The 23,806-nt window shown below is 60.8% G+C and carries 18 protein-coding genes and 1 pseudogene; 10 read left to right on the top strand and 9 right to left on the bottom strand.

Annotated features, from left to right (window positions below; all coding sequences use genetic code 11):
* Positions 1-248: 248 nt before the first annotated feature.
* The 3 genes from CXQ96_RS18935 to CXQ96_RS18090 form a co-directional block, all read right to left on the bottom strand.
* Positions 249-2,321 (bottom strand): restriction endonuclease, encoded by a 2,073-nt coding sequence (locus CXQ96_RS18935; protein WP_258059102.1) that lies wholly within the window; start codon positions 2,319-2,321, stop codon positions 249-251.
* Positions 2,322-2,689: 368 nt separating this feature from the next.
* Positions 2,690-3,742 (bottom strand): hypothetical protein, encoded by a 1,053-nt coding sequence (locus CXQ96_RS12505; protein WP_104118355.1) that lies wholly within the window; start codon positions 3,740-3,742, stop codon positions 2,690-2,692.
* A 165-nt stretch (positions 3,743-3,907) separates the two neighbouring features.
* The gene (locus tag CXQ96_RS18090; protein ID WP_146070884.1) at positions 3,908-4,453 is read right to left on the bottom strand and encodes a hypothetical protein; all 546 of its coding nucleotides are present in this window, start codon (positions 4,451-4,453) and stop codon (positions 3,908-3,910) included.
* A 130-nt stretch (positions 4,454-4,583) separates the two neighbouring features.
* Between CXQ96_RS18090 and CXQ96_RS12500 the strand changes: the two genes are divergently transcribed.
* From CXQ96_RS12500 to CXQ96_RS12480, 5 genes are all read left to right on the top strand, one after another.
* The gene (locus CXQ96_RS12500; RefSeq protein ID WP_146070883.1) at positions 4,584-5,342 is read left to right on the top strand and encodes a hypothetical protein; all 759 of its coding nucleotides are present in this window, start codon (positions 4,584-4,586) and stop codon (positions 5,340-5,342) included.
* Positions 5,343-6,049: 707 nt separating this feature from the next.
* Positions 6,050-6,700, top strand: a complete 651-nt coding sequence (locus CXQ96_RS12495) for a recombinase family protein (protein ID WP_104118353.1) — start codon at positions 6,050-6,052, stop codon at positions 6,698-6,700.
* Between the two features lie 44 nt (positions 6,701-6,744).
* The gene (locus tag CXQ96_RS12490) at positions 6,745-7,269 is read left to right on the top strand and encodes a hypothetical protein (protein WP_146070882.1); all 525 of its coding nucleotides are present in this window, start codon (positions 6,745-6,747) and stop codon (positions 7,267-7,269) included.
* Between the two features lie 187 nt (positions 7,270-7,456).
* Positions 7,457-7,861, top strand: a complete 405-nt coding sequence (locus CXQ96_RS18655; protein WP_219816138.1) for a TnpV protein — start codon at positions 7,457-7,459, stop codon at positions 7,859-7,861.
* Positions 7,862-8,052: 191 nt separating this feature from the next.
* Entirely contained in the window at positions 8,053-12,966 is a 4,914-nt protein-coding gene (locus tag CXQ96_RS12480) for an SNF2-related protein (RefSeq protein ID WP_181036456.1), read from the top strand.
* A gap of 47 nt (positions 12,967-13,013) precedes the next feature.
* Here the strand turns inward: CXQ96_RS12480 and CXQ96_RS12475 are convergent, their stop codons facing one another.
* The 3 genes from CXQ96_RS12475 to CXQ96_RS12465 all read right to left on the bottom strand — a co-directional run bounded on the left by CXQ96_RS12475 (position 13,014) and on the right by CXQ96_RS12465 (position 14,990).
* Positions 13,014-14,348: a hypothetical protein gene (locus tag CXQ96_RS12475; protein WP_146070881.1), complete on the bottom strand. Its 1,335-nt coding sequence runs from the start codon at positions 14,346-14,348 to the stop codon at positions 13,014-13,016.
* Positions 14,349-14,400: 52 nt separating this feature from the next.
* Positions 14,401-14,685, bottom strand: coding sequence for a hypothetical protein (locus CXQ96_RS12470; protein ID WP_104118350.1), 285 nt, complete (start codon positions 14,683-14,685; stop codon positions 14,401-14,403).
* An 83-nt stretch (positions 14,686-14,768) separates the two neighbouring features.
* Positions 14,769-14,990, bottom strand: a complete 222-nt coding sequence (locus tag CXQ96_RS12465; RefSeq protein WP_104118349.1) for an AlpA family transcriptional regulator — start codon at positions 14,988-14,990, stop codon at positions 14,769-14,771.
* Positions 14,991-15,393: 403 nt separating this feature from the next.
* Here CXQ96_RS12465 and CXQ96_RS12460 point away from each other — a divergent pair, with 403 nt between their 5' ends.
* Genes CXQ96_RS12460 through CXQ96_RS12450 form a run of 3 tightly spaced genes read left to right on the top strand, consistent with a single transcriptional unit; the run spans position 15,394 to position 18,118 of the window.
* On the top strand, positions 15,394-15,813 hold the full coding sequence (locus tag CXQ96_RS12460) for a plasmid mobilization relaxosome protein MobC (protein WP_104118348.1): 420 nt from the start codon (positions 15,394-15,396) through the stop codon (positions 15,811-15,813).
* Positions 15,810-17,351 carry a relaxase/mobilization nuclease domain-containing protein gene (locus CXQ96_RS12455; protein ID WP_104118347.1) on the top strand — a complete coding sequence of 514 codons (1,542 nt, stop codon included), beginning with the start codon at positions 15,810-15,812 and terminating at the stop codon, positions 17,349-17,351. The genes CXQ96_RS12460 and CXQ96_RS12455 overlap by 4 nt, the downstream gene beginning before the upstream one ends.
* Positions 17,352-17,353: 2 nt before the next feature.
* Positions 17,354-18,118 carry a hypothetical protein gene (locus CXQ96_RS12450; RefSeq protein WP_146070880.1) on the top strand — a complete coding sequence of 255 codons (765 nt, stop codon included), beginning with the start codon at positions 17,354-17,356 and terminating at the stop codon, positions 18,116-18,118.
* A gap of 334 nt (positions 18,119-18,452) precedes the next feature.
* On the opposite strand, the gene CXQ96_RS12445 is transcribed toward CXQ96_RS12450, so the two are convergent.
* Positions 18,453-19,679, bottom strand: coding sequence for an MFS transporter (locus CXQ96_RS12445; RefSeq protein ID WP_104118345.1), 1,227 nt, complete (start codon positions 19,677-19,679; stop codon positions 18,453-18,455).
* A gap of 15 nt (positions 19,680-19,694) precedes the next feature.
* Positions 19,695-19,889, bottom strand: coding sequence for a hypothetical protein (locus CXQ96_RS12440; RefSeq protein WP_146070879.1), 195 nt, complete (start codon positions 19,887-19,889; stop codon positions 19,695-19,697).
* Between the two features lie 631 nt (positions 19,890-20,520).
* Between CXQ96_RS12440 and CXQ96_RS12430 the strand changes: the two are divergent.
* A pseudogene (locus CXQ96_RS12430) lies at positions 20,521-21,001 on the top strand (IS3 family transposase); the annotation flags it as partial.
* Between the two features lie 762 nt (positions 21,002-21,763).
* Here the strand turns inward: CXQ96_RS12430 and CXQ96_RS12425 are convergent.
* On the bottom strand, positions 21,764-22,816 hold the full coding sequence (locus CXQ96_RS12425; RefSeq protein ID WP_104118343.1) for an AsnC family transcriptional regulator: 1,053 nt from the start codon (positions 22,814-22,816) through the stop codon (positions 21,764-21,766).
* A 73-nt stretch (positions 22,817-22,889) separates the two neighbouring features.
* Between CXQ96_RS12425 and CXQ96_RS12420 the strand changes: the two genes are divergently transcribed.
* Positions 22,890-23,744, top strand: a complete 855-nt coding sequence (locus tag CXQ96_RS12420; RefSeq protein WP_104118342.1) for an alpha/beta fold hydrolase — start codon at positions 22,890-22,892, stop codon at positions 23,742-23,744.
* Positions 23,745-23,806: the final 62 nt, after the last annotated feature.

Here is a 23,806-nt window from a genome sequence, read left to right as displayed (position 1 = left end):
CGGGAATCACACAGAAGAGCGGCCCGCATGATCGGCGGGCCGCTCTTCTGTTCCCCAGCGCGTCCGAAAGCCGGTCCCTCATTGCTCGTGCTCGACCTGTAGTCGTGGTGCGGGCTGTCCGTTAGGGAGGAGCGCGCGTTTGCCCCGAACGATGAGGATGCTCCGGCCCTTCGCAGATCTCAGAGAGCTGTAGTGGAGCACTATTTCCAAGTCGAACGGTACGGCTCGTCCTTCCTACGATAAGACCGTTACCAAGGCTCGTTCCTATCTAGGTCCTTGGAACTTAGTCCGCGTTCGATTGCTGCTCGGCCCGCCTTAGATCCACCGAGCAGTGTCCCTTCTGCCGGGTTGTACTTGAAAAGGGCTATGGCGTTGGCATCTGCGAATTGCTGAGCTGACGCGGTGTAACCATTGAGTGAGAAAAACGCCGCCTTCTTTCTTGCACTGGTCGCGACTCCGAAGATTTGGCGAACGTATTGCACGCCGATCGGTGTGGCGTGATGCTTCACTTCACTCACATGCTCGGAGGAGATAATGTCTGCCCCTCCGTCTCGTGCTGCCTGAGTGACTTCACAGTTGGTAGAACCGAGAAACCTCATCCACGTTGCGCAGAGGAACTCGGCCTCCCGTGGTGTGCACTTTTCGAGTAGGGGTGGGCGGGGTCCCTGGGGTTGCCAGGCGCCGTGGACGATCGCACGTAGATCATTTGGCGTGAGATGGGATGAATATTGGTGTTTATCAAACTCGCGGCAGGCGTGCATGCCGACCTCGTAGAGAGAGCGTGCTAGTCGGTCGCGGGCTTCCTTGTGCGGGTCAGGAAGAGGTTCCAGTGCTGGCGTGGGGGTTGAAGAGTAGTTCCAGGAGAAGAGCCATCCAGCTCCTGCGCACAACACGACTGCCCCGAAGAGGAAGTCTCCGAGGCCAAGAACGGCTCCGACCAGAGTGCCGCCAACGACCCACGCCCACACATATTCATAAATACGCCTGTCCCGCTCGGGCGCGAGTTTTCTTTGGTCCTTGGGTTTGGGCCAGTACTCGGCAGCAATCACCTCCGACCATTTCTTAAGGTCAGATTCGATCTTCTTCCCGTAGCCGGATCCGTTCTGTGTGCCAACCCAGGTTCCCGTGATGGAGGCATGCCTTAACCAGATGGAGTGGGCTTTTAGGACGCTGTTCTCTGCGACGGTGCTTGCCTGATCCATGGGTAATCCGTGCTTGGTCAAGTGTCGGTAAGCGGCCGCTTCCAACGCTCGGAAGCGCTCTTCATCCTCCGACTCTTCCGCAACAGTTGACTCTCCTGCATTCGGAGTCTCATCCGCTTCCACGGCGCTACCTTTTTGGCTAAGTTCCTTCTCAAAAGCCTCAAGAATGTCAGCAACCAAGCCATTAGGGGGTTCGGCTTTAGTTGTCGCGGGTTCGATGGTGGGGGAAGGTCGAGGGGTGGTTTGCTGGATCCGGCTGCCCTGCGCGGCCCATGGAGTCAGTGGGAACTTCAACGCGGGATACGTTTCGTCTAAGTCAACGAGTTGATCGTCAAGGAAGCCCTCCCGATCCAAGTCTGACTTCAGCTCGCTGTAAACGTGGATCCATAGCCGGCAGCGCAGTTGTTGTATCCCTGGTTCCGGGACCCAAGTATCGAGCAGCCGGGGTTTCGAAGCAACGACGATTTGCTTGATGTCATCATCGAGGTCAATTCGATAGGCGATAACAAGTAGATCTAGGGCCGCCTTGATGTCACCGCTGGCTATGAAGGTGTCGTACTCGTCCAGGATGGACGGCGATTCGTAGGTGTCCTCTTCGGGTTTGAGTCCTGCAACTCGGCCGTGTGGGGAGTCTGGATCAAGCCGGCACTCGGACCATACTTTTTCTGCAGTAACCATCGCTGAAATCCAAGTTTCTTCGTCCTGATCTTCGAAGTACTCACCCAGTCGATCGCTATGCTCGTGCATTAGGGGGGACCGCCCCCTCAGCCAATGGAGCGGTAGGTAATCCCAACTGTCGAGCCATGACGAGCGTCTGATTCTGGATGCGCCGCAGCTATCGCTCAGGTAATACGGGAAGAATCGGGCGCATTCGGTGTAGAGGCTCTGCGCAATTCTTTCTAGTTCTTCGTCCTGCCGGAAGCCAACCCAATTAGCGCTGAGGGTTCCCTGATCGATCCGTCTCAGAACTGCTCGACGCTCTGATTGGTTCTCAGATAACCAAAAAGTTCGAGCGATCAGGACCATGAGATCGAGCGCTCGTTCCCAATCTTGTATGGCGATGTACGCGTCAAACTCTTCCTTGAGTTGAGAGAGCGCAATTGCTTCCGGTGTTCGCACGGGGTCAGTTTAAGGTGTATCTGAACCAATGGGAGACGACAGAAGCTGCGCTCGAGCTGAATCCCAACCATTGACATCGTTTGAATGTGTCGCGGTGGGGTATGCCCTGCGCAACGCCGCCTGCACGCAAGCCGATTCATGACCGGACGCGGTCATCATCCCCAAGGACCTGCAGGACCAGTGGCTGGGCCCGCTCATGACAGAGCGAGACCAGGTGCAGCACTTCATCGACACCATCCCCGAACCCAGCCTCGTGCCACGGATCGTCGGCAAAGACGCGGATCGGTGCGTAACAACGGGCCCGAGCTGAGTGCGTCCGTCCCGGAGGATCAGGCGAGCTGACAAATGATCTGAAGATGTAGAAGTGGCTAGTCAGGAGGGAGAGCGTCGGGTGCATCCTTGGCAATGGGGGCAAACTCAGGTTCTTTCGCCATTGCTTCCCCGTACCGGGCTCGAACAACGGGGCCGATGCGGGCCTCTGCGTCCTCCCATGTTCCTGAATTTAAGCGCTCACGGTTGGATCGTCCATCATCGCCCAACGAGATTCTTGGCGGTAGGCCATTCGGCATTTCCAAGCCCGTAAGTAGGATGGGCAGTACGACGTCGCTGACGTGGCGCCTCATCGCGTTTAGTTCCTTCGTCGGGTTCACCCAAGCAGTGAAAGGGCTGGGTCTCTCGACCATCAGTGCTGTGTTGGCATCCTGAGATGCTGGGTGACCCCACGGTACTTTCGGGCCTAGAGCGTCACCCACTCGGATTGCTTGATGATCGAGTTTCTGAGTGGCCAATGGTGTCGCGTCGCTCGAACCGAAGGTTCTGGCGACTGCAACGCGAATCGAACGATGTTTGTCGTAGTTCGAGTACGCCTGCAGGAGAAGTAGTGGATGTGCCGGTTCGACCGCTTGACCCGTCAGCTTGGCTAAAAACTCGCCCATCGAGGGGACGTTGCTCTGCGAGTCAGCGTAATGCTGAAGCGCGCGTATCCGTTGATACAACGGGGTTCCTTCGCCAAATGCGCTGATCTCGTTTTGAACTCTCTTACGTATCCAATTGTCGAAGGCTTTTGGCGACTGAACGATCGGCATGTTGACCAACGTCGCAGGATAGCCGGTAAGTTCTCCGTGCTCGCGTTCGACGAGGTGCCAGATGACGTTATCGATCGTCGCGCGAAGGTGATTCACCGCCTCGCTGAAGAGCAGTGACGCCTCAGGCGGCGCCGGCCGCAGCCGGGTCACGAACAGCTGCACATACTCGCCTTGACGGACCTGCTCGAAGTCGAGAGGTCCGTCCAATGACCACTGCGATACCAGGTCGCCTATCTTGAAGGCGCACTCATCGGCTCGCGCTAATCGGAAGGCTACTGATTCGACAGGCTCCGGTAACCAGCCATACTTGTCGATCGTGCTTGGCGAAGGGGTCATGACCACCAATCTATTAGGACGGCCACTTCCACCACAGGTTTCTCACTGGTCTACACGTGCCTAACCCGCTACTTATCCTTTGGTTTAGGCTCTGGGGCCTTCGGGGGTCGCGAGCTGAAGTTGCTGTCAGATTCCTTCACCACTCGAACGGTGTTGTTCGGTCGCTTAGGTGGTGGGGGTGGAGGTGACGACGGTTTCGGGGGCATTAGGTTCCGGTTCTGAGTTGATGTTGGTTGAAAGATGTATGGCAGCAGCAGCTAATGACAATGCTAGAGCCGCGTAGCCAGTTAGAAGGACGTTTCGGCGCCAAAATAGTGCCTTCTCGTCTTCACGCAGGAGGTCCCACTTCTGATGCATCAGATCACGACTGAACTCCGTAGGTTCTTGTCCCCACAGGTCCTTCTCGTTCTGTTCAATGTTTAGCTGGTCTCCTAGGCCTGGCAGAAGCACTAGGGCGCCGAGGATGGCTGACGTAACTGAAAGCCAAACAGCGCCCACGAACCAAGGCCCCTGCTGACCGACTTGCAGGGCGGTTGAGAGGCTTGCCGCCGCTATGAGTATCGAAGCACGCGTGTGCATCGTCCCAGTCCGTGATGCAACGTCAGCCCTCTGGGCGTCAGTCTCCTGATGAATAGCTGCGATAAGCGCTTTGTTCCGGCGAAGGTCACGGCGATCCTTACGAATTTGCCGGCGGCTCAGTTCATCACTCATTGGAAAGTCAGTATCACACGTGCATCCGCGAATGCAGCGGACAGTGCGGGGCTACGACAGGTACCCAACTACCTAGAGCAAGAAGTAGGGAAGTCCGTAGCTCAGAATCGAGCGTACATAGAGTGGTCCCATGAGTGGAAGTAGAGCAAAGCGGGAACGCCAATCCAAGCGCAAAATCTCTGAGCAATCGATAGCTGCTGATTACACTCTTCGTGCAGCAAAAGCTGTTCTCACGGTTGACCTCAGCGGGGTCCCAGCAACCCGAGTCAGCCAGTTCGCCGTGGGCTGGCTGCGGGCAGCCTTCGAACAGAGTCGGATTATCGCCACTCTTGAAGCCGCAGGATTGGGGCATGCAGCCGCTCCGAACCGGCGCGCGTTCTGGGAGCTGACCATCCGTATTCTCTGGCTCGGGGACATGCCTCGATCAGAGCGCGCGGGGGCTGCTGACACGATGCTTGCTAACGAGCGAACGAACGAAACTAAGACTCACGAGTACATGCAGCGTAACGGACTCCCATCAGACATCGACGTCGCCGAAATGGAGGAGTTCGTCCTGAATATCTCTGAGAACAAGGTGATCAAAACAGGGGCAGACAAACTGGCCCACGCTGTCGAGAAATCCGGTATGAACCTCCGGATGGTTTACCGCCTATGGAAAGAGGACTCCACATGGGCTCACGCGACGGGGTTCCTGGCTGGTCAATATGCTCCTACTGACGACGGCGAGACCATGGGGAAGGGTAAGCCCCGACACGTGGACCAAGAGCTGGAGGCGCACGGACTCGCCGCGATGGTGGTGACCGCCATGGTCGCTGACATCCTCATCGACGAGGGTACAACAAGGGACCTGGCTAGCGCCCCCCTTCTGGCTTACTTCGGAGCGAACTGACCGAGAATCGAAGAGGGTCTGGTGTTCTGCGAAGGTGAGAGGCGTTGCGTATGGGTACACCCCAGCGCAACTGTGCAGATCGAGTCAGATCACGTTGTTCTAGGGTCCGTTTGCGGCTTTCGCAACAGAGGCGTGCGAGGGTCTACACATCGTGCAACGTTGACCGGCGGGTAGTGCGTTGAGAATCCCCCACTGGACGTCTAAGCGCAATCGCGCGAGTTAGCTGCTCACCCACAGGTGGACGACTTTGAGCTCCACCCTTCGGGCTCCACTCGCCCACAGGTGGATGATCGACTCCGCAGCCGCAGCTAACTTCAGCTCTTCCTTCGTCCCTATTGGCCCCATCAGTTTTGTTGGGTCCTGTGAGGGCAGTTCTTGCTATGCGCCCCCCGCGGCAACAGGAGGCTGTGCACGGCCGCCGCTCGCTCGAAGTGAGCTTATCTGTGTCGGTGACGTGGTGGGTGTGTGCAGGCGGTCAGTAAGGTTCCCTGCTGTCCAGGTGTGTGCGGGGCAAGCAGCGGAGCGTGGCGAGCTTGCGCCGTGCACACCTGGTCAGGAGGCTGTTCAGAAAGGACCGTTTGAGAGCCAGTTTTTTTGCACCACTCGAAATGCCCTAATTTTCGCCTCTCTAACCAAGTGCGAAACGTGTATTGTCATAACGCGAGGGTGAAACGGATTCTGCAACCCTCCGGACTGGGGGAGGACACATGGATCGACCGGAACGACTCGAAGGCGTCGAGGAACCACGGCTGGTGCCTGATGGTGTCCTGATCGGATACGCCCGCGTGTCTACCCTGGATCAGAACCTCGAGGCGCAGACCCGTCAGCTGGTCGACGCCGGTTGCTACGACGTTTACGCGGACCACGGGAAGTCAGGCGCAACGATGACGCGTCCCAAACTGGAGCAGTGTCTCCGCGCACTGCAGCCAGGCAACACCCTCGTGGTGACCAAGCTCGACCGGCTGGGCCGGACCGTGCGCGGACTCGTGGAACTCCTCGACTCACTCCACGAGCGAGGCATCATGTTCCGATCCCTGACTGAGGGCATCGACACCACCACCGCTTCGGGCCGGCTGATGTTTAACATCATCGCCAGCGTCGCGGAGATGGAACGCGAGCTGATCCGGGAACGGACCAAGGCCGGCCTCGCCGTCGCAACGGGAAAGGGTGGCCGACCGCCGCGCCTCCAACCCCACGATGTGGTGGAGGCCCGACGACTCAGGGAGAAGGAGAAGTGGACTGTTGAAGCCATCGCGAAGCGGTTCAAGGTCCACCGGTCGACGATCATCCGCGCTTTGCGCACCGATGGTCTCGCTGGCGCCGGATACAAGGAACAAGTCAAAGAGAAAGCGAACTGATGCAGCCCGACCTTCTCCGAGCTCGCAGGCCTTTCAGTCCTCCCATGCACGACGACGGCACCCGCGCATCGGGCGACTACGTGGTGTTCGAGGGCAGCCTGCACACAGTGAGGGTGTGGAAGCCGATTGAATACGCGGAGCTGGAGGTGTACGGGCATCAGCATCCTGGAGAGGGATGGGAGGGGCACCAGATTGGCACCGAAGCTCCCAGCTGGGGGTACTACCTCAAAAAGGTGCAGCCCGAGCATCTCATCGAGGGTCAGGTGAATGTCATCACCTACGGGATGTGGCGTGGGGAGCGGATGTACGTGGCCAGATTCGACGCCGCAGGGAATGTTGGGCTCCGTGGCCAGGTGGACACGGACCTTTACTACCGCACGCTTCACGGCGAGGTGTCCGGAGTGATGAGCGTCGATGGAACGGACGCTTACTGGCACATCGATGTGACTGTCGTGCGGGAGGACGTCACTGACATCACCCACACCTATGAGGATCGCCCGCCTGTTCGTCTACGTCGCACCGATGGCCTCGCGGGCGCCGCCTACAGCGGACAAACCAGTGGCGATTAGAGAACTGATGCCGATGTCTGTGAACCCTCCCCGAAGTGGAGTCGGGCGCTGGGTACGGTGGGGGAAGTATTTCCACCGGCACCAGGGGGGCCCTCGATGGCGCGATCGCGCAAGCGCAACCAGATTGATGGACAAGCAGCTCTTGACCTAGACGCATTTCTTTTCGCACCACCAGAGGAGGTTCTCGATGAACAAGTACGGCAAGTTCGCGCAGGAGACGTGGAAGATGACCGCCCCGTCGCAGTACGCCCTGATCCCGGATCCGGAGGAGTGGTTCCGGAAGCTGGGCGAGGAAGCGATGAACCAGGTAGGGGAGCTGCAGTACCAGATCGCGGGGCCGGATCCGGAGGGCGAGACGTATCTGGAGAAGGTGGGCCGGCTGAACGCGTCGAGGATGCAGGCCGAGGAAATCGTACGGGCGGAGATGTTGACGCCGGACGTGATGGAGACGGAGGGCGACGACTCGGACGAGGACCTACCGGAGTCGACCAGGTTGATGCACGAGATACTGCAGTCGTTCAACCACGGGTATCAGGAGGATTTGGAGACGCTGAGGGCCGAGGAGATGGACCAGAACAGCCAGCGCCCGTAGCACCAGCCACACTTGAGGGCCGCTTCGTTCCTGCGCGGCAGGATGACCTCGCACCATCGGGGGCCCGCGCGCGCTTCCAAGCCAACGTTGCTGCGTTGCGTGTCCTGCGCGAGTTGCAGGACCAGGATCGGGCAGCCATCGCGCAGGAGCGCACGGTACTGGCAAGGTGGGGGAGCTGGGGTGCTACAGGCGTGGCTGAGGTTTTCGATGAGACCCGGGGTGAGTACGAGGCCGACCGTGCCGAGCTGCGCGAGCTGCTGAGTGAGAGCGAGTACCGGGCCGCGAACCGGACCGTCATCAACGCCCACTACACCGACCCCGCTCTCGCCACGGAACTCTGGCAGACCCTGAACACGCTGGGCTTCACCGGTGGCCGCGTGCTCGAACCGGGATCAGGTGCCGGCACCTTCATCGGCCTCGCACCTGAGACCGTGACCATGACCGGTGTGGAGCTGGACCCGATCACCGCGGGTATCTCTCAGGCCCTCTATCCGGACGCTGACATCCGCGCCGAGTCCTTCGCTGACACGCGCCTGCCTGCCGGTTACTTCGACGCTGCCGTCGGCAATGTCCCGTTCGCCAAGACCAGGCTGCACGACCCGCGACACAACGCGGGCAACCACTCGATGCACAACCACTTCATCATCAAGTCCCTCGACCTCACGCGATCCGGCGGTGTTGTCGGCGTCATTTCCTCCGCGTTCACCATGGACGCCCAGAACCCGGCAGCACGCCGGGAAATCTACGAGACAGCCGACCTGCTCGGCGCCGTCCGCCTACCAACCGGCGCACACCGTCGCGCCGCCGGCACCGATGCCCTCACAGACGTCCTGATCTTCCGCAAGCGACTCCCGGGAGAGGAACCACTGAGCCCACAGTGGCTGGAGTCACGGGTCCTGGCCGTAGGTGACGACCAGAACGCCGCGCAGGATGTGGTGCTCGACGCGAGCCAGGACGTGGCCCGGATGAACGCCTACTTCATTGAGAACCCGCAGCGGGTGCTGGGCGAGCCCGTGGTGGGTAACGGCATGTACGGGTCAGCGACCCTCACCGTGCGCAACGAGGACCTACGCTCCGTGCCAGAGCAGCTGCACAACCAGTTGCAGGACCTTGCCCTCACAGCCGTTGACGCCGGCAGGGGAGTGGCAGAGCGTCAGGCGGGGCAGGTCATCGAGTCTGTAGCCATCGTCCCTGCAGGTAAGCAGCTCCAGGTCGGTCACATTATGTCCGAGCCGGACGGCACCTTCCGACAGGTCGACATCGACGGATCAATCGCCCCGTTGAAGGTCCCCGCGACCCAGGCAAGCGAACTGCGGTCCCTGCTACAGCTCCGCGACCTCGCCCGCTCCGTGCTCACGCTTGAGGCGAGCAACGTTGAGGACACCCCGGAGCTCGAAGCCGAACGCGCCAACCTGCGCGAGTCCTACCGCACCTACGTGGATTCCTTTGGCCCGATCAACCGGTTCACCGAGCGCCGCACCGGCAAGGTTAACGACGTCGGCGAGGACATCATGGCCAGGGTGACGCCGAAGGCGGTGGCGCTGCTGCGCAACGACCCCTTCGGGCCGATCGTTCCTGCTCTGGAGCGGTTCGACGAGGCCAGCCAGAAGGCGACCCCGGCAGCCCTGCAGCGCGGCCGCCAGGTCCAGCCACGCCAACCCATCCGAGGTGTCGACACCCCGGCTGAGGCCCTTGCCGTCACCCTGGACGCCCGAGGCGAAGTCGACCTCACCGAGATAGCCAATCTGCTCGGCGTCGACCCAGGAGCCGCCAGGGACGCACTGGGGGAGCTGGTGTACGACATTCCCGGGGAGACCGGCATCATGGAGACGCGAGCCGAGTACCTCAGCGGCAACGTTCGGGAGAAGCTCGACGTCGCCACCGTCGCTGCGGCCGAGGACGAGCGACTCCTGCGCAACGTCGAGGACCTGAAAGCGGCTATGCCGCTGCCGTTGGGTGCGGATGAAATCGAAGCCCGTATTGGCTCTATCTGGATCTCAGCCGACATCCACCAGGAGTTCCTGCAGCACATCACCCGGGACCCGCGGGCACGTGTGGACAGGGTGACCGGCGCGAACTGGGACGTTCAGGCGAACAGGAACAGCTTCACCGCCCGTAATGACTGGGGCACCGAGCGGATGCCTGCGGGCGAAATCTTCAAGAACCTGCTCGAGCAAAAGCGTGTGCAGGTCACCGACCCGGACCCTGATCCCGAGAGTCAGCGGCGCATCCTCAACCCTGTGGAGACAGCTTCAGCGCAGGAGAAGGCTCAGCTGATGCAGGACCGTTTCGGGGAGTGGGTGTGGGAGGACACCGACCGCGCCATCGCCCTTACTGACGAATACAACCGCAGATTCAATTCGCTTGTGCTGCGCGACTACACCGTTGAAGGTGAACGACTCACCCTGCCCGGGCTCATTAAGGACTGGAAACCCAGACCCCACCAGCGTGCCGCTGTAGCACGCATGATTTCCGAGCCGTCGGTGGGACTCTTCCACGAGGTCGGGGCGGGTAAGACCGCTGAGATGGTGATGGGGTCGATGGAGCTGCGGCGCCTTGGCATGGCACGCAAACCCGCGATCGTCGTACCGAACCACATGCTGGACCAGTTCGCCCGCGAGTGGCTGCAGATCTACCCCCAGGCGCAGATCCTCGCCGCGTCGTCTGTCGACCTCGCCGGCGACAAGCGCCGGCAGTTTGTGGCCCGCGCGGCCGCGAACGACTGGGACGCAGTCATCATGACCCGCACCGCGTTCGAGCGCATCCCGCTCTCTGCCGAATCCGAGGCCGAATATCTCACCCGTGAGGTGGACCGGAAGCGTCAGGAAATCCTGGCCGCGAAGGAACGGGCACTTGAAAGCGGCAATAAGGCGATGAGCGTCAAGAAGCTGGAGTCGCGACTGCAGGCCGATGAGGAGAAGATCAAACGGCTCCGCGAAACCCCGGCCGATCCGGGCATCACCTTCGAGCAGACAGGCATCGACTATCTGGTCGTGGACGAGCTGCACGACTTCAAGAACCTCTCGACCGCCTCGAACATTTCGGATGCGGCGATCGACGGGTCCAAGCGTGCATCAGACCTCCACGCGAAGGTCGAGTACCTGCGCAGCGTGCACGGTAACAGGGTGATCACCGGCGCCACGGCGACGCCGATCGCCAACAGTGTCACCGAGATGTACGTGATGCAGCGCTACCTGCGCCCTGACCTGCTCGAGAAGGCTGGTATCAACGACTTCGACACGTGGGCTGCGACCTTCGGGCAGGTCGTGACAGAGATGGAAATGACCGTCGCCGGCGGCGACAGCTTCAAGATGAAGGAACGGTTCTCGAAGTTCCAGAACGTGCCCGAGCTGCTGAAGATGTTCCATACCTTCGCGGACGTGAAGACCGCCGAGGACCTGCAGCTGCCTGTGCCCGACATCGAGGAACGCGAGGACGGCAGGCGCCTGCCCCGAATGGTCACCGTCGAACCGTCCATCGAGCTCGAGGCGTACATCGCGGACATCGCAGACCGCGCCGAGAAGATCCAGGCACGTCTGGTTGATCCGACCGAGGACAACATGCTGAAGATTTCCAGCGACGGACGGAAAGCCGCCCTCGATATGCGCCTGGTCGACCCGGACCTCGACGCCCTCGTCGGAGCCACGAAGATCAGTGCGACCGCGGACCTCTTGGCCAAGGTGTACGAGGAGAACAAGGACCGCGTCTACGCTGACCCGGAAACGGGAGACCCGCACCCGACGCCGGGCGCCCTGCAGATCGTGTTCTGCGACCTCGGCACGCCCTCGGACAAGTGGAACGTGTACAGGCAGCTGCGTGAGGACCTGGTGCAGAGAGGCGTGCCCGCGCACAAGGTGCGCTTCGCGCACGAGGCGAAGAACGACGCCGAGAAAGGTCGGCTCTTCGAGGCCTGCCGGACAGGGGACGTCGCCGTGCTCATCGGATCGACGCAGAAGATGGGTACGGGTACGAACATGCAGGCCCGCGCCGTGCACCTGGTCGACCTCGACGCACCTTGGCGGCCGGCCGACGTCTCCCAGCGTCACGGCCGCATCATCCGGCAAGGCAATCAAAACCCCGAGGTTGGCATCTCGCAGGTGGTCACCAAGGGATCGTTCGACACCTTCATGTGGCAGACGTTGGAGCGCAAGAGCAAGTTCATTGACCAGATCATGCGCGGCCGACTCGACGTCCGCGAGATCGAGGACGTCGGTGACAACACCCTGTCCTTCGCGGAGGTCAAAGCCATCTCCAGCGGCAACCCGCTCATTTTGGAGAAGTCCAAGGCCGATCAGGAACTGACCCGACTGCAGCGCCTTGAGCGCGGCTGGCACCGCAACCAGGCAGCGCTCAGCCGGCGCAAGGACAGCGCCATCGTCCGAGGCAAAGCACTCGCCGCGGAACTACCCGTACTGAAGGAAGCAGCTGCGCGTACAACCGCAGACGTCGGCGGTGATGCCTTCCGCATGACCATCAACGGTAGGACCGTTGACAAGCGCACTGACGCAGTGGAAGCGCTGCGCACATGGGCGGACAGGAACGCAGCAGGACGACCCCCTATCCAGGGGTCGAAGGACCTTGGTGTGATGGCCTCCATCGGCGGTCACGACATCAGGTTCGTCCAGGGCCAAGCGAACATGGTTGAGATGGGTGCGTCCCACGTCGAGTTGCAGATCGAGGGAGCGCCCGGCGTGGCCGTGGAGCTCAAACGCAATGACGCTCTCTTCCCGACTGTGGGTGTGATCCAGCGCCTCGAAAACCAGGTCACGCGCCTGCCCAATGAAGTGGTGAAACGTGAGCGTCAGCTGGAGGAATCACGCCAAGAGTACCGGGACGCAGCAAACGCTCTGAAACAACCGTTCAAGCACACGGACGCGTTGCAAACGGCGAAGTGGGAGGTCGAGCGAATCAACCGCGAGATGCACGGCGAGGACGGAGCGCAGACCGTACTGACGGCCGAGCTCGAGGAGCTACGGCGTGATATGCGGCTCGCCACCCCGACACCGAAACAGCCGGGATCGCCTGTGCAGCTCCCACCCGGTCAGCATTCGGACGCCACGCTCCGGACGAAGGCCACCAGCCGGGACAGTGGCATGGGGCGCTAAGTTGAGCGGCAGCGCAGACATCATTCAGTTGCGCAGCTTACACCCAGCTAACGTGCCTTTGTGCCTCGGACGATTCGAGCAAGCACGGTGTCCCGCCCGCTGAGTGCGGATGGTTGGTAAGCCTTCATAAGCCATCCAACCACCCCTGTTGCTGCTGCTCCGACCACCGCGCCTATTGCAGCACCCGGCAATCCCGCGGTCAAAGCGCCGGCGGCTGCAGATACGACCATCGAGGACCCATCAGGCACAATGTGCTGTCGGAGGGTGGCACTCTTACTTGTCGCCTTCTTAATGTCATGGATGCGCGGTATGAGAGCGTCCTCGACACGGGCAGCAAGGGTCTCGGGGTCATCGTCCCTTGCATCGCGGGCGAGGGACGACAGCGACCGCCTCCAGTCGTCGAAGCTGTCCTCGTCCCGTCTGACTTCTACGGTGGTGCTCAGGTCTAGTTCGAGATCCGGTATTAGCAATCTGGATACCTCGGTGAGAACCTCGCTGGGGTGACGGCCCACCCTTGATTGCTTCCCTACTGCCAACGCCAGCTTCGCACGGAGCAGCGAGAAGTCGGCGTCGGTCGGAGGTGCGTAGGTGGCCTCCGCATCATCCGCCAGGGCGAGGCTCTTCGCGAGATAAAGGAACTGGTCCTGGTGGACGAACGGTTCATCTGCTGCCCGGAACTTCATCCCGCCCGGTGCAACGTTCATTCCGCGGATGTTGTCCCATCTCGCAGACGGTGGGTCCATGGCTTCACCCGCTGACGCGGCTGCCTGCATCTGAGGTGCACGCACATCGTGCCGAACACTCGTCTCGAGTGACTCCCTCCGTGAGATGATCACCGGCCATTGGTCACGCAGGATCAAGATCTGGCTATCGATGAGCGGCGCTAGCTTCGTCACGTTCAGCACGATGTGCTTGAACCATTCCCGAGAGCTGTGCTCGTGGTCGGGTTCACGGTTGAACATGCCGTGACGGGCGAACAGCTGCGGCCCGGATTGGATAGAAGCGATGTGAGATCCCCGGAGGTTTCCCTCTGTACGCAGCTCGCGCGTTGCAGGAAGGGAATCAAAATCATCGAAGAAGAATGACGCCAAGGGGTCGTGAAGAAGGAGTCTCGGGTAGTACAGGAGCGAAGTCGTTAGCTCAGGGCCAAAAGCTGGATAGTTCCAACTGCCCGCAAGCCATCCGCCGGGATAGTAGGTCCCAGCGGGCACTGCGCTACCGGCAGAGGTGCGCGCGCTGCTGGTGAGAAGGTGCCCGATTTCCTCGATCTGTTCAATAGAAAGATGGTCAAGGTCGGCGGCAGTGGGCAAGTCACCAAAGTACTCCCGAAGCACATCGAGTGGTGTAACGGGACGGAAACGGGGAACGATGATGTCAGTCAACGAGGCGCCAATCTTGAGCTTAGGAGAACGTTGGAGGACGAGGCGGACTACATCAAGATTGAACGGACTCGCTCGAGGCCACCCTGTCAGAAGTTCGCCGATTTCGCCGCTTGACAACCGCCTGGTCGAGTCCCAGCTTCTTCAGCTCGTCCTCGCTCCATCCGTCCTTCGTTGCTCGGACGTATGCCTTCTTGTCTTCGCGTTCGGCTTCCGCGAGCTGCTCGCGCAGCTCGTCCACACGTTTACGTGTGATCACCAGATCGGTGACGGATGCGATGCGCGAATCGAGGAGTTTTCGTGCCTGGTCTTTGGTGGTTTCAAGGTCAATGGTTGCCATACGAACCACCCTAACGCTCACCTAAGACTGTGGCGGGGAACGTACCATCAGGTGCAAGAAATGGTGGCCCCTGGTTGCCATCACTACCGTCCCGCTGGGTAGTCGTGGAGGTACCCGTTAGCGGGGTCGTTGAACCAGTCTTCAATGTCGCCGGAGTCGTATCGGACTGTGTTTCTTCCGAGCATGAAGTAGGGCGGTCCGAGGTTGGCTCGGCGCCACTGAGCAAGCTCTTGGCTTGTCACGCCGTACAACTCAGCCACGGCCTTCGGTGTCATCATCGTGCCTACCATGAGTTCCTCTTTCATCTTTGCCCCCGTTCCTTTCGGCAACGCCGTCATCACTTGGACGCGAAGTGAATTGGCAAGGTGGAGAGATCGGACCGTGGAATACCGGAGCGAAGCGAGGATATGCCGCGAAAGCCGTCCTCGGAGCCTTGCCAAGAGAAGGGCGGACAGTACATTCACAAGTCGAAACGGAACGGCGCAGCCGGTCGGTCAATCCAGAAGCGAAGCGTCTTCCGAGAGCTTGAATACCCCACCCCGCACGAACTGCCGGGCGAGAGGCAAATAGGCCGCCAGCGGAGCAAGCTATGCGTTTATGTGCCATAAATGCGAATTCGGCCTAGCGCCTGCGGTGGCGGCCGTGGCACACTGGGGTGTGGGGCCTCCGGGGGAGGGGCGCTGCGCTGGGCCGGAAAGGGGGACGGACGTGACCGAGAACGATGAAAACGGCGGCACCGATGCTGCCGTGAGGCCGTCGCGTCGGGTTTGGTCTTCCCGGCGCAAGCGCATTGAAGGGAAGACCCAGTACGTGCGTGTCTCCATGTCGGAGATGGAGCGTGCGAAATTGCTGAGGCTTGAGGCGCAAACGGGTTTGTCACCGTCGGCGATTCTGGTTGATGCGGCCTTGGGTACTGGTGACCCGGCTTCCTTGCAGCTGCGTAAGCAGGAACTTGCAGCACTTCTTGAGCTCCGATACTTGGTTGCTACAGCGGCGAACAACATGAACCAGGTGGCACGTCACCAGAACACGACGGGGGAGATGGCTTCGAATGGCCGGGCAGTGGTGCAGGAGGCCCGTGAGGTGATGGCGAGGATTGTCGATGTCATCGAGGAATTGAAGCCATGATCCCGAACATCACCAAGGGTGACCGTCCGGTCGGGCTGATGAAGTATTTGGTTGGTCCGGGCAAGCGGAATGAGCACACCGACCCGCATCTGGTGACAGGTAGTCCCACGATCATGGCGTGGTTCGATGACGTGCAGCTGGACGAGAGCTCCGCTGTCATGGTCGCGAAGGAGCTGGATCTGAACCGGCGGACTTTCGACATGGAACTCCCCAACCATGTATGGCATTGTTCGCTCTCGGTGCGTGCCGATGAGAGGCCGGTCACCGGGCAGCAGTGGGCCGACATCGCCCAGGACTTCATGGACGAGATAGGTTTCACGGAGACGAGCGGTAAGGCGCCCGTGCAGTGGGTCGCTGTCCACCACGGGAAGAGCATCGCCGGAAATGACCACATACACATCGTGGCTTCCCGCGTGCGTTCCGATGGCACTAAGTGGCACGACGGTGCCGACTATCCGAAGGCTCAGCGGGCTGCCCGTGGCATCGAGAAGAAGTACGGGTTGATGGAGCTGGGACAGTACGCCGAGCGCGGCTTCAAACCAGCCGAGCAAAGGGCTGGACGTGAGCAGGAGCCGGCACGGTTCCGGATGGAACGCGTCGTCCGTTCCAGTGCGGTCGCCTCACAGCATGAGGCAGAGTTCGTGCGCCGTCTTCGGCGCAGCGGCTTGCTGGTCAGCGCCCGTTTCGCGGACGGCGGGCGGAGTGTTGTCACGGGTTACTCGGTGGCGGAGCGTCCTCCGAAGGGCATGCGTCCCATCTGGTTCGGTGGAGGGAAACTCGCCAAAGACCTCACCCTTCCCGCACTTCGAACCAACTGGCCGGATACGCCGCAGCAAGCGCAGGAAGCAGCCGAGGAATGGTGGGCTGCGAAGCGCCACCACAGAATCGCCAACCCGGACGCCCCAGACATGAAACGAGGGTCCCCTGTGACGTCGGTGGCTGGTCGGGCGTTCGATGAGGACCTGGCCAGGAAGCTTGCTGTGCAGCTCGCAGAAGCCCGGCGAGCAATGACGAAGGTCGCCCCCGGGGATCACCAGACTTGGGCGCATGTGGCACGTGAGACCTCCGGACTACTCGGAGCCTGGTCGCGGGCGACTGAACCAACTCCTGGGCCTCTCGCTGAAGCTTCGCGGGCGATGGCCCGGTCCGCTCACCGGAGCGGTATGAAGATCACCGAACCTGTTGATCCGCCGTTGAGGATGGCCGGCACCACAGCCTTCCTCCTCGCCGCGTCAAGCGCACCGTCACCGGTCGCCCAGGCACTCATCATGCAGCAGATGCTCCGCACCTTCGGCGCAATCCGCGCCATGCACGAAGCCGGGAAAGAACTTCGAGAAGCCAACGTCCTGACCCAAACAATCCGGAACCAGCTAGCCGCTGTCGCAGGACCGTTGCCGGAGATTCCCGAGCCGAAGCTGCAGCCCTCACATGATGGACCAAGCCGGCAGGTTAAAGCCCTGACCGAAGTCGATGGGTACGCGGCACGACAACGCCAGTTCGAACAACACGCTACACACGATCAAGGGATGGAGCGATAACCGTGGATCACACACCAGATGGAGCCAATGACCTGCTGCGCGGGCAAGCGCAGGCCGCACTAGCTGTAGCTGGGAGGCTCGGGGAAATGCTCGCCCGTCAGCGGGCCGAGCGGCAACAAGAACTGCATCGAGCCACTAACGAAGAACGCCGCATGCTCGAGGAACGATTCGAGGCCGAACGCGCTGTGATGCGCACACAGTTAGCCGCAGTACACGAGCCGCAATTCTGGGAATCCGCGCAGCCCCAGGACATCGCCACCCAATACGCTCTCGCGCAGCAGTGGGAACCCTTCGATGACATGGCGCGGTTGTCCCGGGAGCACATGGACGATGAAATCAAGAACCGATACAACCTCACGCCGAAACAGTTCCTCGACGGGGACGCAGCACCACCGGAGGCCAGTGTTGATGGAACTCAGGAGAAAGCAGCCAAGGGGCAGGAAGCACAACAAGACTATGCCGAAGCCGGACAGCAGTCTGCAGCCGTCGCTACAGGAGACCTGCAGAACTACGTCGACACGCGGAACGCTGCCGCGGTAACTGAAGATCTATGGGACTCCGGCGATCGTCGCGCGCAGCTCGCCGAGCGGCTCATGGACACGTTCGGGCACACTTACGAAGGGAAGGAAGCCGTCACGGCTGTTCTTGCCGCAGACCGAGACCAGGGCACGCATCCCCGTGAAAGCGTCCGCGGTGGGCACAAGCTCGTAAAGGGAAAGAAGTTCAGTCGAGGTGCGACCCGGGAACGTGAGGTTGGACTTGGCTAGGAAGCAAAAGATGAAGACGCCGCGTTCAGTGCCGTGTCGTTACCGGAGTGAGTTTGGGAGACTCAGATTCAACAAGGAACCCATATGGCCATCGGATGCGCGGACGTCTTACCCTGATTTCTATTTGCATGATTTCTTTGAAGGGCGGGCGGCAGGACTACCTGAATCCGGATTCGACGTCAGAATCGCTTAAGGTTCAGAACTAGCTGAAAGGCGCTACAGGCAGCTTGCACTTCGCGTTTACCATACCGGCGGTCATCGATGACGGTGTGTCTGTGAGCGATGCCGAGCAACGGATTGGGATGGCGGGGCCGCCACTAGGTGTGTTCCCGAGCTAGTTTCGTAGGCCCTTCTCAAGCCGGAATGCGACGGCGGCCGCGATAGCACCAGCGGCGGCGACGACAGCGGCGATCCCCCAGACCACTCCGTCGTCGTAGGCAGCAAAAAGCAGACCGAACACGAGGGGAGCGACGGCGCCACCCACGTAGCTCCCCGTCTGGGTGATGCCCGTGGCCTGTGCAGTGAAGGGGTGAGCGGCGTGGGAGACGAGGTAGTGCACCAAGCCATTCCAGCCCCAGCCTAGACCGAAGGCGACGACGGCACCGATACCGTACGCGACCGGGTTTCCCGACGCCATGCCGATCAGCCCAAGGCAGCCGGCGCCGATCATCATGGCGACGGTATCCATGGACCCGCCGATGCCGCGGTCGGCGAGGACCCCGACGAGTGGCCGGGCGAGGATGCCGGCAGCACTGGCTCCGCCGAGCAACAGGCCGGCGGCAGCGGGATCAAAACCGGTTTCTACGGCGGACGCCACGGTGAATGCGCCGACCACGTTCGCCTGCCCGGAACCGAGCGCTCCCGCGACTGCGGTGGCGAAGAGGAATGGGCGGAGCCGTTTGGGCAGGTGTGCGCGGGGCGCGCGGGTGGCTGCCGTCATCGTCGGTTCCCGGCGCGGCAGTCCGCGGAGGAGGATTGGGATCAGCGCGACAGCGAGCAACGCTGTCATCGCGAACGTCCACTGCCAGCCGATGGTGAGCGCGAAAATCGGCACAGAGAGGCCGGCGGTGAGGGTGGCGGCAGGGATGGCGGCTTGCTTGACCCCGAACGCGAAGGCGCGGTTGCGGGTTCCCACTTGGTCGACGATGAGACCGTTGGAGAGCGGGTGGCTCAGCGCGTTAGCGGCGCCCGCGATGCTGAGCCAAAGGATGAGGAACGGCCAGTGCGGTGTAAAGACGGCGATGCCGAGCATGGCAGTGAAACCTAGCCCCACGGTGAGCAGCATTCCGCGCCGCAGGCCCAGTGAGCTTGCAACTAATCCGGCCGGCGCGGAAAGCAATGCGGACACCGCCCAGAAGGACGCGACGCAGAGGCCGAGCGCGGCGGCCGTCATGCCAAGATCGCCTTCGAGCTGGACGGCAAGCCCACCGACGAGGAACGCAGGAAGGACTGCGACGACGGTTGTCAGCGCCGAGATACCGGTAGCCCGCTGGCCGGGCCGCTTCTTGTTCATATGTTTGCCACCGTCGATCTTTGCCTCGGGCAGGAGTCTAGGACGCATGCGCCTCAGCTACGACTAAATGGTGCGACCGCCGGTCCTCACCTGTGCGAGCAGCCCGCCAGCGAGGAGGACTGCGCGTTCGGCTGGTGAGAAGTCGAGCCCCAACCGCAGATCCGCGTCCCTGTCTACGCAGGAGATGATCGAGGGGTCGCTATTGGCACCCAAGCTGTGGGCAGTGCCCGACGACTCGTTCAGTATTCGTGCTGCCATATTGATAACGGTGGAATTTCCCGGCTCAGTGGAGACGCAGCGTCCGAGCTTCGCCTTAAGGTCGATGTCCCGCACGGCGTAGTAAGATCCCCAGCCCGGAGTTACAAACGTTCTGGTCCGCCCATTGCGTTCAGGTGCGTACGTGGTCTGCGCAGGACTGGTCATTGCTTATCCTAATGGCGCTGAACCTCGCAGAGCCATATGGTGATTTTATACTCATGATGTAGAGATAACTCTATACAGTCAGAGCGCTGTGGAACTGTTAGCCAAGCGTCGCTGGTTCTGTGGAGAGGCGTTGTGTCCGCGGCTCTCGTTCACGGAGGCCACCTCACAGGTACCGCTACGCCGGTCAACCGGGCGGCTCTGGGAAGCGTTGTTGTCCGCGGTGATCGGCTCCGGCAGAGCCGTGTCCGAGACCGCGTCCGCGTTCGGCGTCTCGTGGTGGCTGGTCCAGGAAGCCGTGAACGAGGCAGCACTGACCCTGCCGGACGTGGACTCACTGACGCAGCGGCTGCTCGGCATCGATGAGCACCGGCACCGGTACCGGTCCGTGCGGTTCTTCCAGGACCCCGCCACGAAGGCGTGGAAACGCTACGATCCATGGATGACGACGATCGTGGACCTGAACACCGTGGTCAAACGTGACTTCACAGCGGACCGGCCCGGGGTGAAGTTTGTCGGGGACATCACCTACATCCACACGTGGCAGGGATTTATCTAGCCACGGTCATCGGTGCTACTCGAAGAAGGTGGTGGGCTGGTCCATCGCCGATCACATGCGCACCGAACTGGTCACCGATGCCCTGCAGAACGCGGCTGAAACCACCCGCATTGAGCCAGAGGCGATCTGGCATTCGGACCGCGGCAGCGTTTACACCTCAACCGCTTTCCGGGCTCTCGTCACTGGGCTCGGCATGCGCTCCTCGATAGACCGCACCAGGGTGTGCTGGGACAACAGCCTGGCAGAATCGTTCTTCGCCGCGCTGAAAAACGAGCGGGTTTACCGGACCGTCTACGCGACTAAATCACAAGCAAAACAGGACGTCATCGGCTATATCGAGGGCTTCTACAACAGCCGCCGCCGGCACTCAGCACTCGATTACCGACGCCCTGCGCACGTCAAGTTTTTGAGACAGTTCGGTTTTTTCTTGGTCATGCGGCGAGGGGTTCCTGGCCGCGGGTACGGACCGAAGGGCAGAGCAACGTCCACCCCGTCATCGGAAGTGGTGCACGCGAGACCCCCTCACCGGTCACGAAAGACCATGGTTAGGTCGGCGTCGTCTACACGACCAATGCCGAGGACGAAGCTCTGTTCCGGCGGCTGAGCGGCCAGCATTGGGGGTATTGCCCCGATTGCCTTCGCGATTCCGTAGACTGTCACCACGACGGATGCTTGGCCTCAGGCAGGCCACCGTGATCCGGGAGACTGTGCCCACCGATCGGTCAGAAGGTTAACCAGCATTCGCAGGGCACTCTGGCCGGCCGATGTGGGAGCGGCGAAGCGGAGATCGCCACACGACATTTATGGGCTTACCTTGGTCAAGCGCGACCAAAGTGCCTCTTCGGATAATGGCTCTGGTCGATTTGAAGTGGAACTATGCAGATCAATGAGACGGCTTCATCCTGGCTCAGCGCGGTCCACCTGCGGCCGCGCGGACATGAACTGTCCCATCCCATGGGTATAGATCCCTTTGGCATGCTCAGGGAGCACCACCGAAAGTGCTCCCAAGGTGTTGTGAGTAGGCCAATGGCACGTCGGTGGGGGAGTGGTTCGTGCACGTGCCTCCGCGCGTGTGCACTTGGGCGAGCTTCCTTTGGAGAACAGCACGCCTTCCTTGTGTTCAGCGTCGCACTCCCTCTGGTGCAGGGCCTTGCTAAAGCTTCGTGGGGATAATTTCCGTGGTGCGACCGAGGGTGTCTTGAATATGACCGACTTGCTTGACTGTGCGCAGGAGAACATATCGCTCACCGAAGACGAGACCGGGAACCGTGTTCATGATGCGCTGTTCCACCAGCGGCAAATCGGTAAGGTTTCTCAGCCACAGGTAAAAGTGCTGTGAATTCGCGCTGGCGCTCGAGGCGAGGACGCGAATCTCGGGAATTTCACGGCGCAGGTGGGGCACGTAGGAACTTAGCGTGTTGGGGAAACTGCCGAACAGGTAGGCCGCGACGGGCCAGCCAAACGGGTGCCGTGCCACGTCGCACCGCAAGCTGAGTTTCCGAGTCGAGATCAGTGAGTCAACCCGTCGGCGTGCTGTGCTCAGGCTCAGTTCCAGACGGCGGGCGATGTCCGCATAACTGGTCCGGCCGTCGGCAAGGAGGATGTCGTAGATCCGGTAGTCGAGGTCGGGCGAGGACGAAGTGGTGGGAGGGGCAGACTTTGCGCGCGTGGCGGCTATTAGGGCGCGTTGTTGCTTCGATAGCGCGTCCAGTTCCCATGATGACCCATCGATATGCAGCGCTGTTTGTGGATGCGTGCGCGCTGATCTTACCCCGGGTACCGTGCCGATGCGCTCAGTCAGGTAGGTGGTGAAGTGCTCCAGATTGCTTGAAGCCACAATCAGGGTCACCGGGTAGTCACCGGAACTGAGGTGCACAGTGAACACGTTCGTGTCTCTCGCCAAGGTCTCGGCGATGATCGGGGCCTTCTTTAGCGCACAGGCTAACTGCACATGCGTCAGCACATTGTCGTTGGATAGCGGCATGGAGTTGTGGGCTATGACGCGGGCGATTCCGGCGTCAGCAATCCGCTGCCAGCGCCGGGCTAGAGTCCCAGCGTCGACTCCAAGGATCGGCGCCAGTCGCGTCCATGAGATGCGTGGCGACACCTGAAGCGCATGAACCAATTGCTGGTCTTCTTCTGAGATAAGAGCAGAAACCTGCATATTTACACCCATAGCGATTTTTTCCGGGACTTTCCCTGCCATCTCTGACTCAAACCTTAGGCTACTAAGATCTGCCCCGCACAACCTAAGGTTTCAGCAAGCAAGGAGTGGTTATATGTGGAAGTTTGTCGACATCGACGGATACAGGACGCGGTACCGGGAGTCGGGTACAGGCACTCCTGTGGTGTTGATTCATGGCGGAGAGATGGGCTCTGGCACCGCGGATACCTGGCCGGATGCCATGATCAACCAGCTCGCAGAAAAGCACCGGGTGATCGCCTTCGACCGTTTGAGTTCGGGGCACACGGACAATCCGAAGACCGATGAGACCTTCCGGATGTCCACCGTTGTCGAGCATGCAGCGTCTCTTCTAAAGACGCTGGGAGTCAAAGGCGCTACGATGGTCGGCCAGTCACGGGGGGCGTTTGTTGCTTCGCGGCTGTCCAAGCTCTATCCAGAGCTGACGGAGCGGCTGGTCATCATCAATAGTGCGTCTATCTCCGTGCGGTTTCCGGTGGAGCCGCTGCCGGGAACACTGACGTACGAGACCTACTACAAAACCTTCAACGGCGACGAGGACCATGACGCACGGGTGATGTCGGTCACCACTGAGCATATGACTGACCAATGGGTGGCCTCGCGGAAGGAAGTCGCGGAACTGCCAAAATCGATCGAAGCGAAGGAGAAGTTCAAGTTCCTTTGGGACGACATCTTCGAGGAGTTCGAAATCCTTAAAAATGACACGCTCAAGTGGTTCATTGGTGGTGGCCATACCAAACCAACGCTCATAATTTGGGGCGTCGGCGATCCGACTACAACGGCACGCGACGGCATGGATCTGTTCGAGATTTTCGCTCCCCATGTTGAGCATCTTCGCTTCCATTTGATCAACAGGAGCGGGCATTGGCCGCATCGGGAATACCCGGAAGAGGTGGGCCGAGAGATCCGCAATTTCATTAGTCAGAAGTAAGTGCTAGAGACTAGAGAACTGAGATCGAAAATGAAGCAACATCTAAGCACGAACAAGAAGTC

The organism is Arthrobacter sp. B1805 (genome assembly GCF_002929745.1).
Lineage (GTDB): Bacteria > Actinomycetota > Actinomycetes > Actinomycetales > Micrococcaceae > Arthrobacter_D.
The sequence above is the reverse complement of the archived record's forward strand: the minus strand, read 5'-3'. Positions and strand labels throughout refer to the sequence as shown.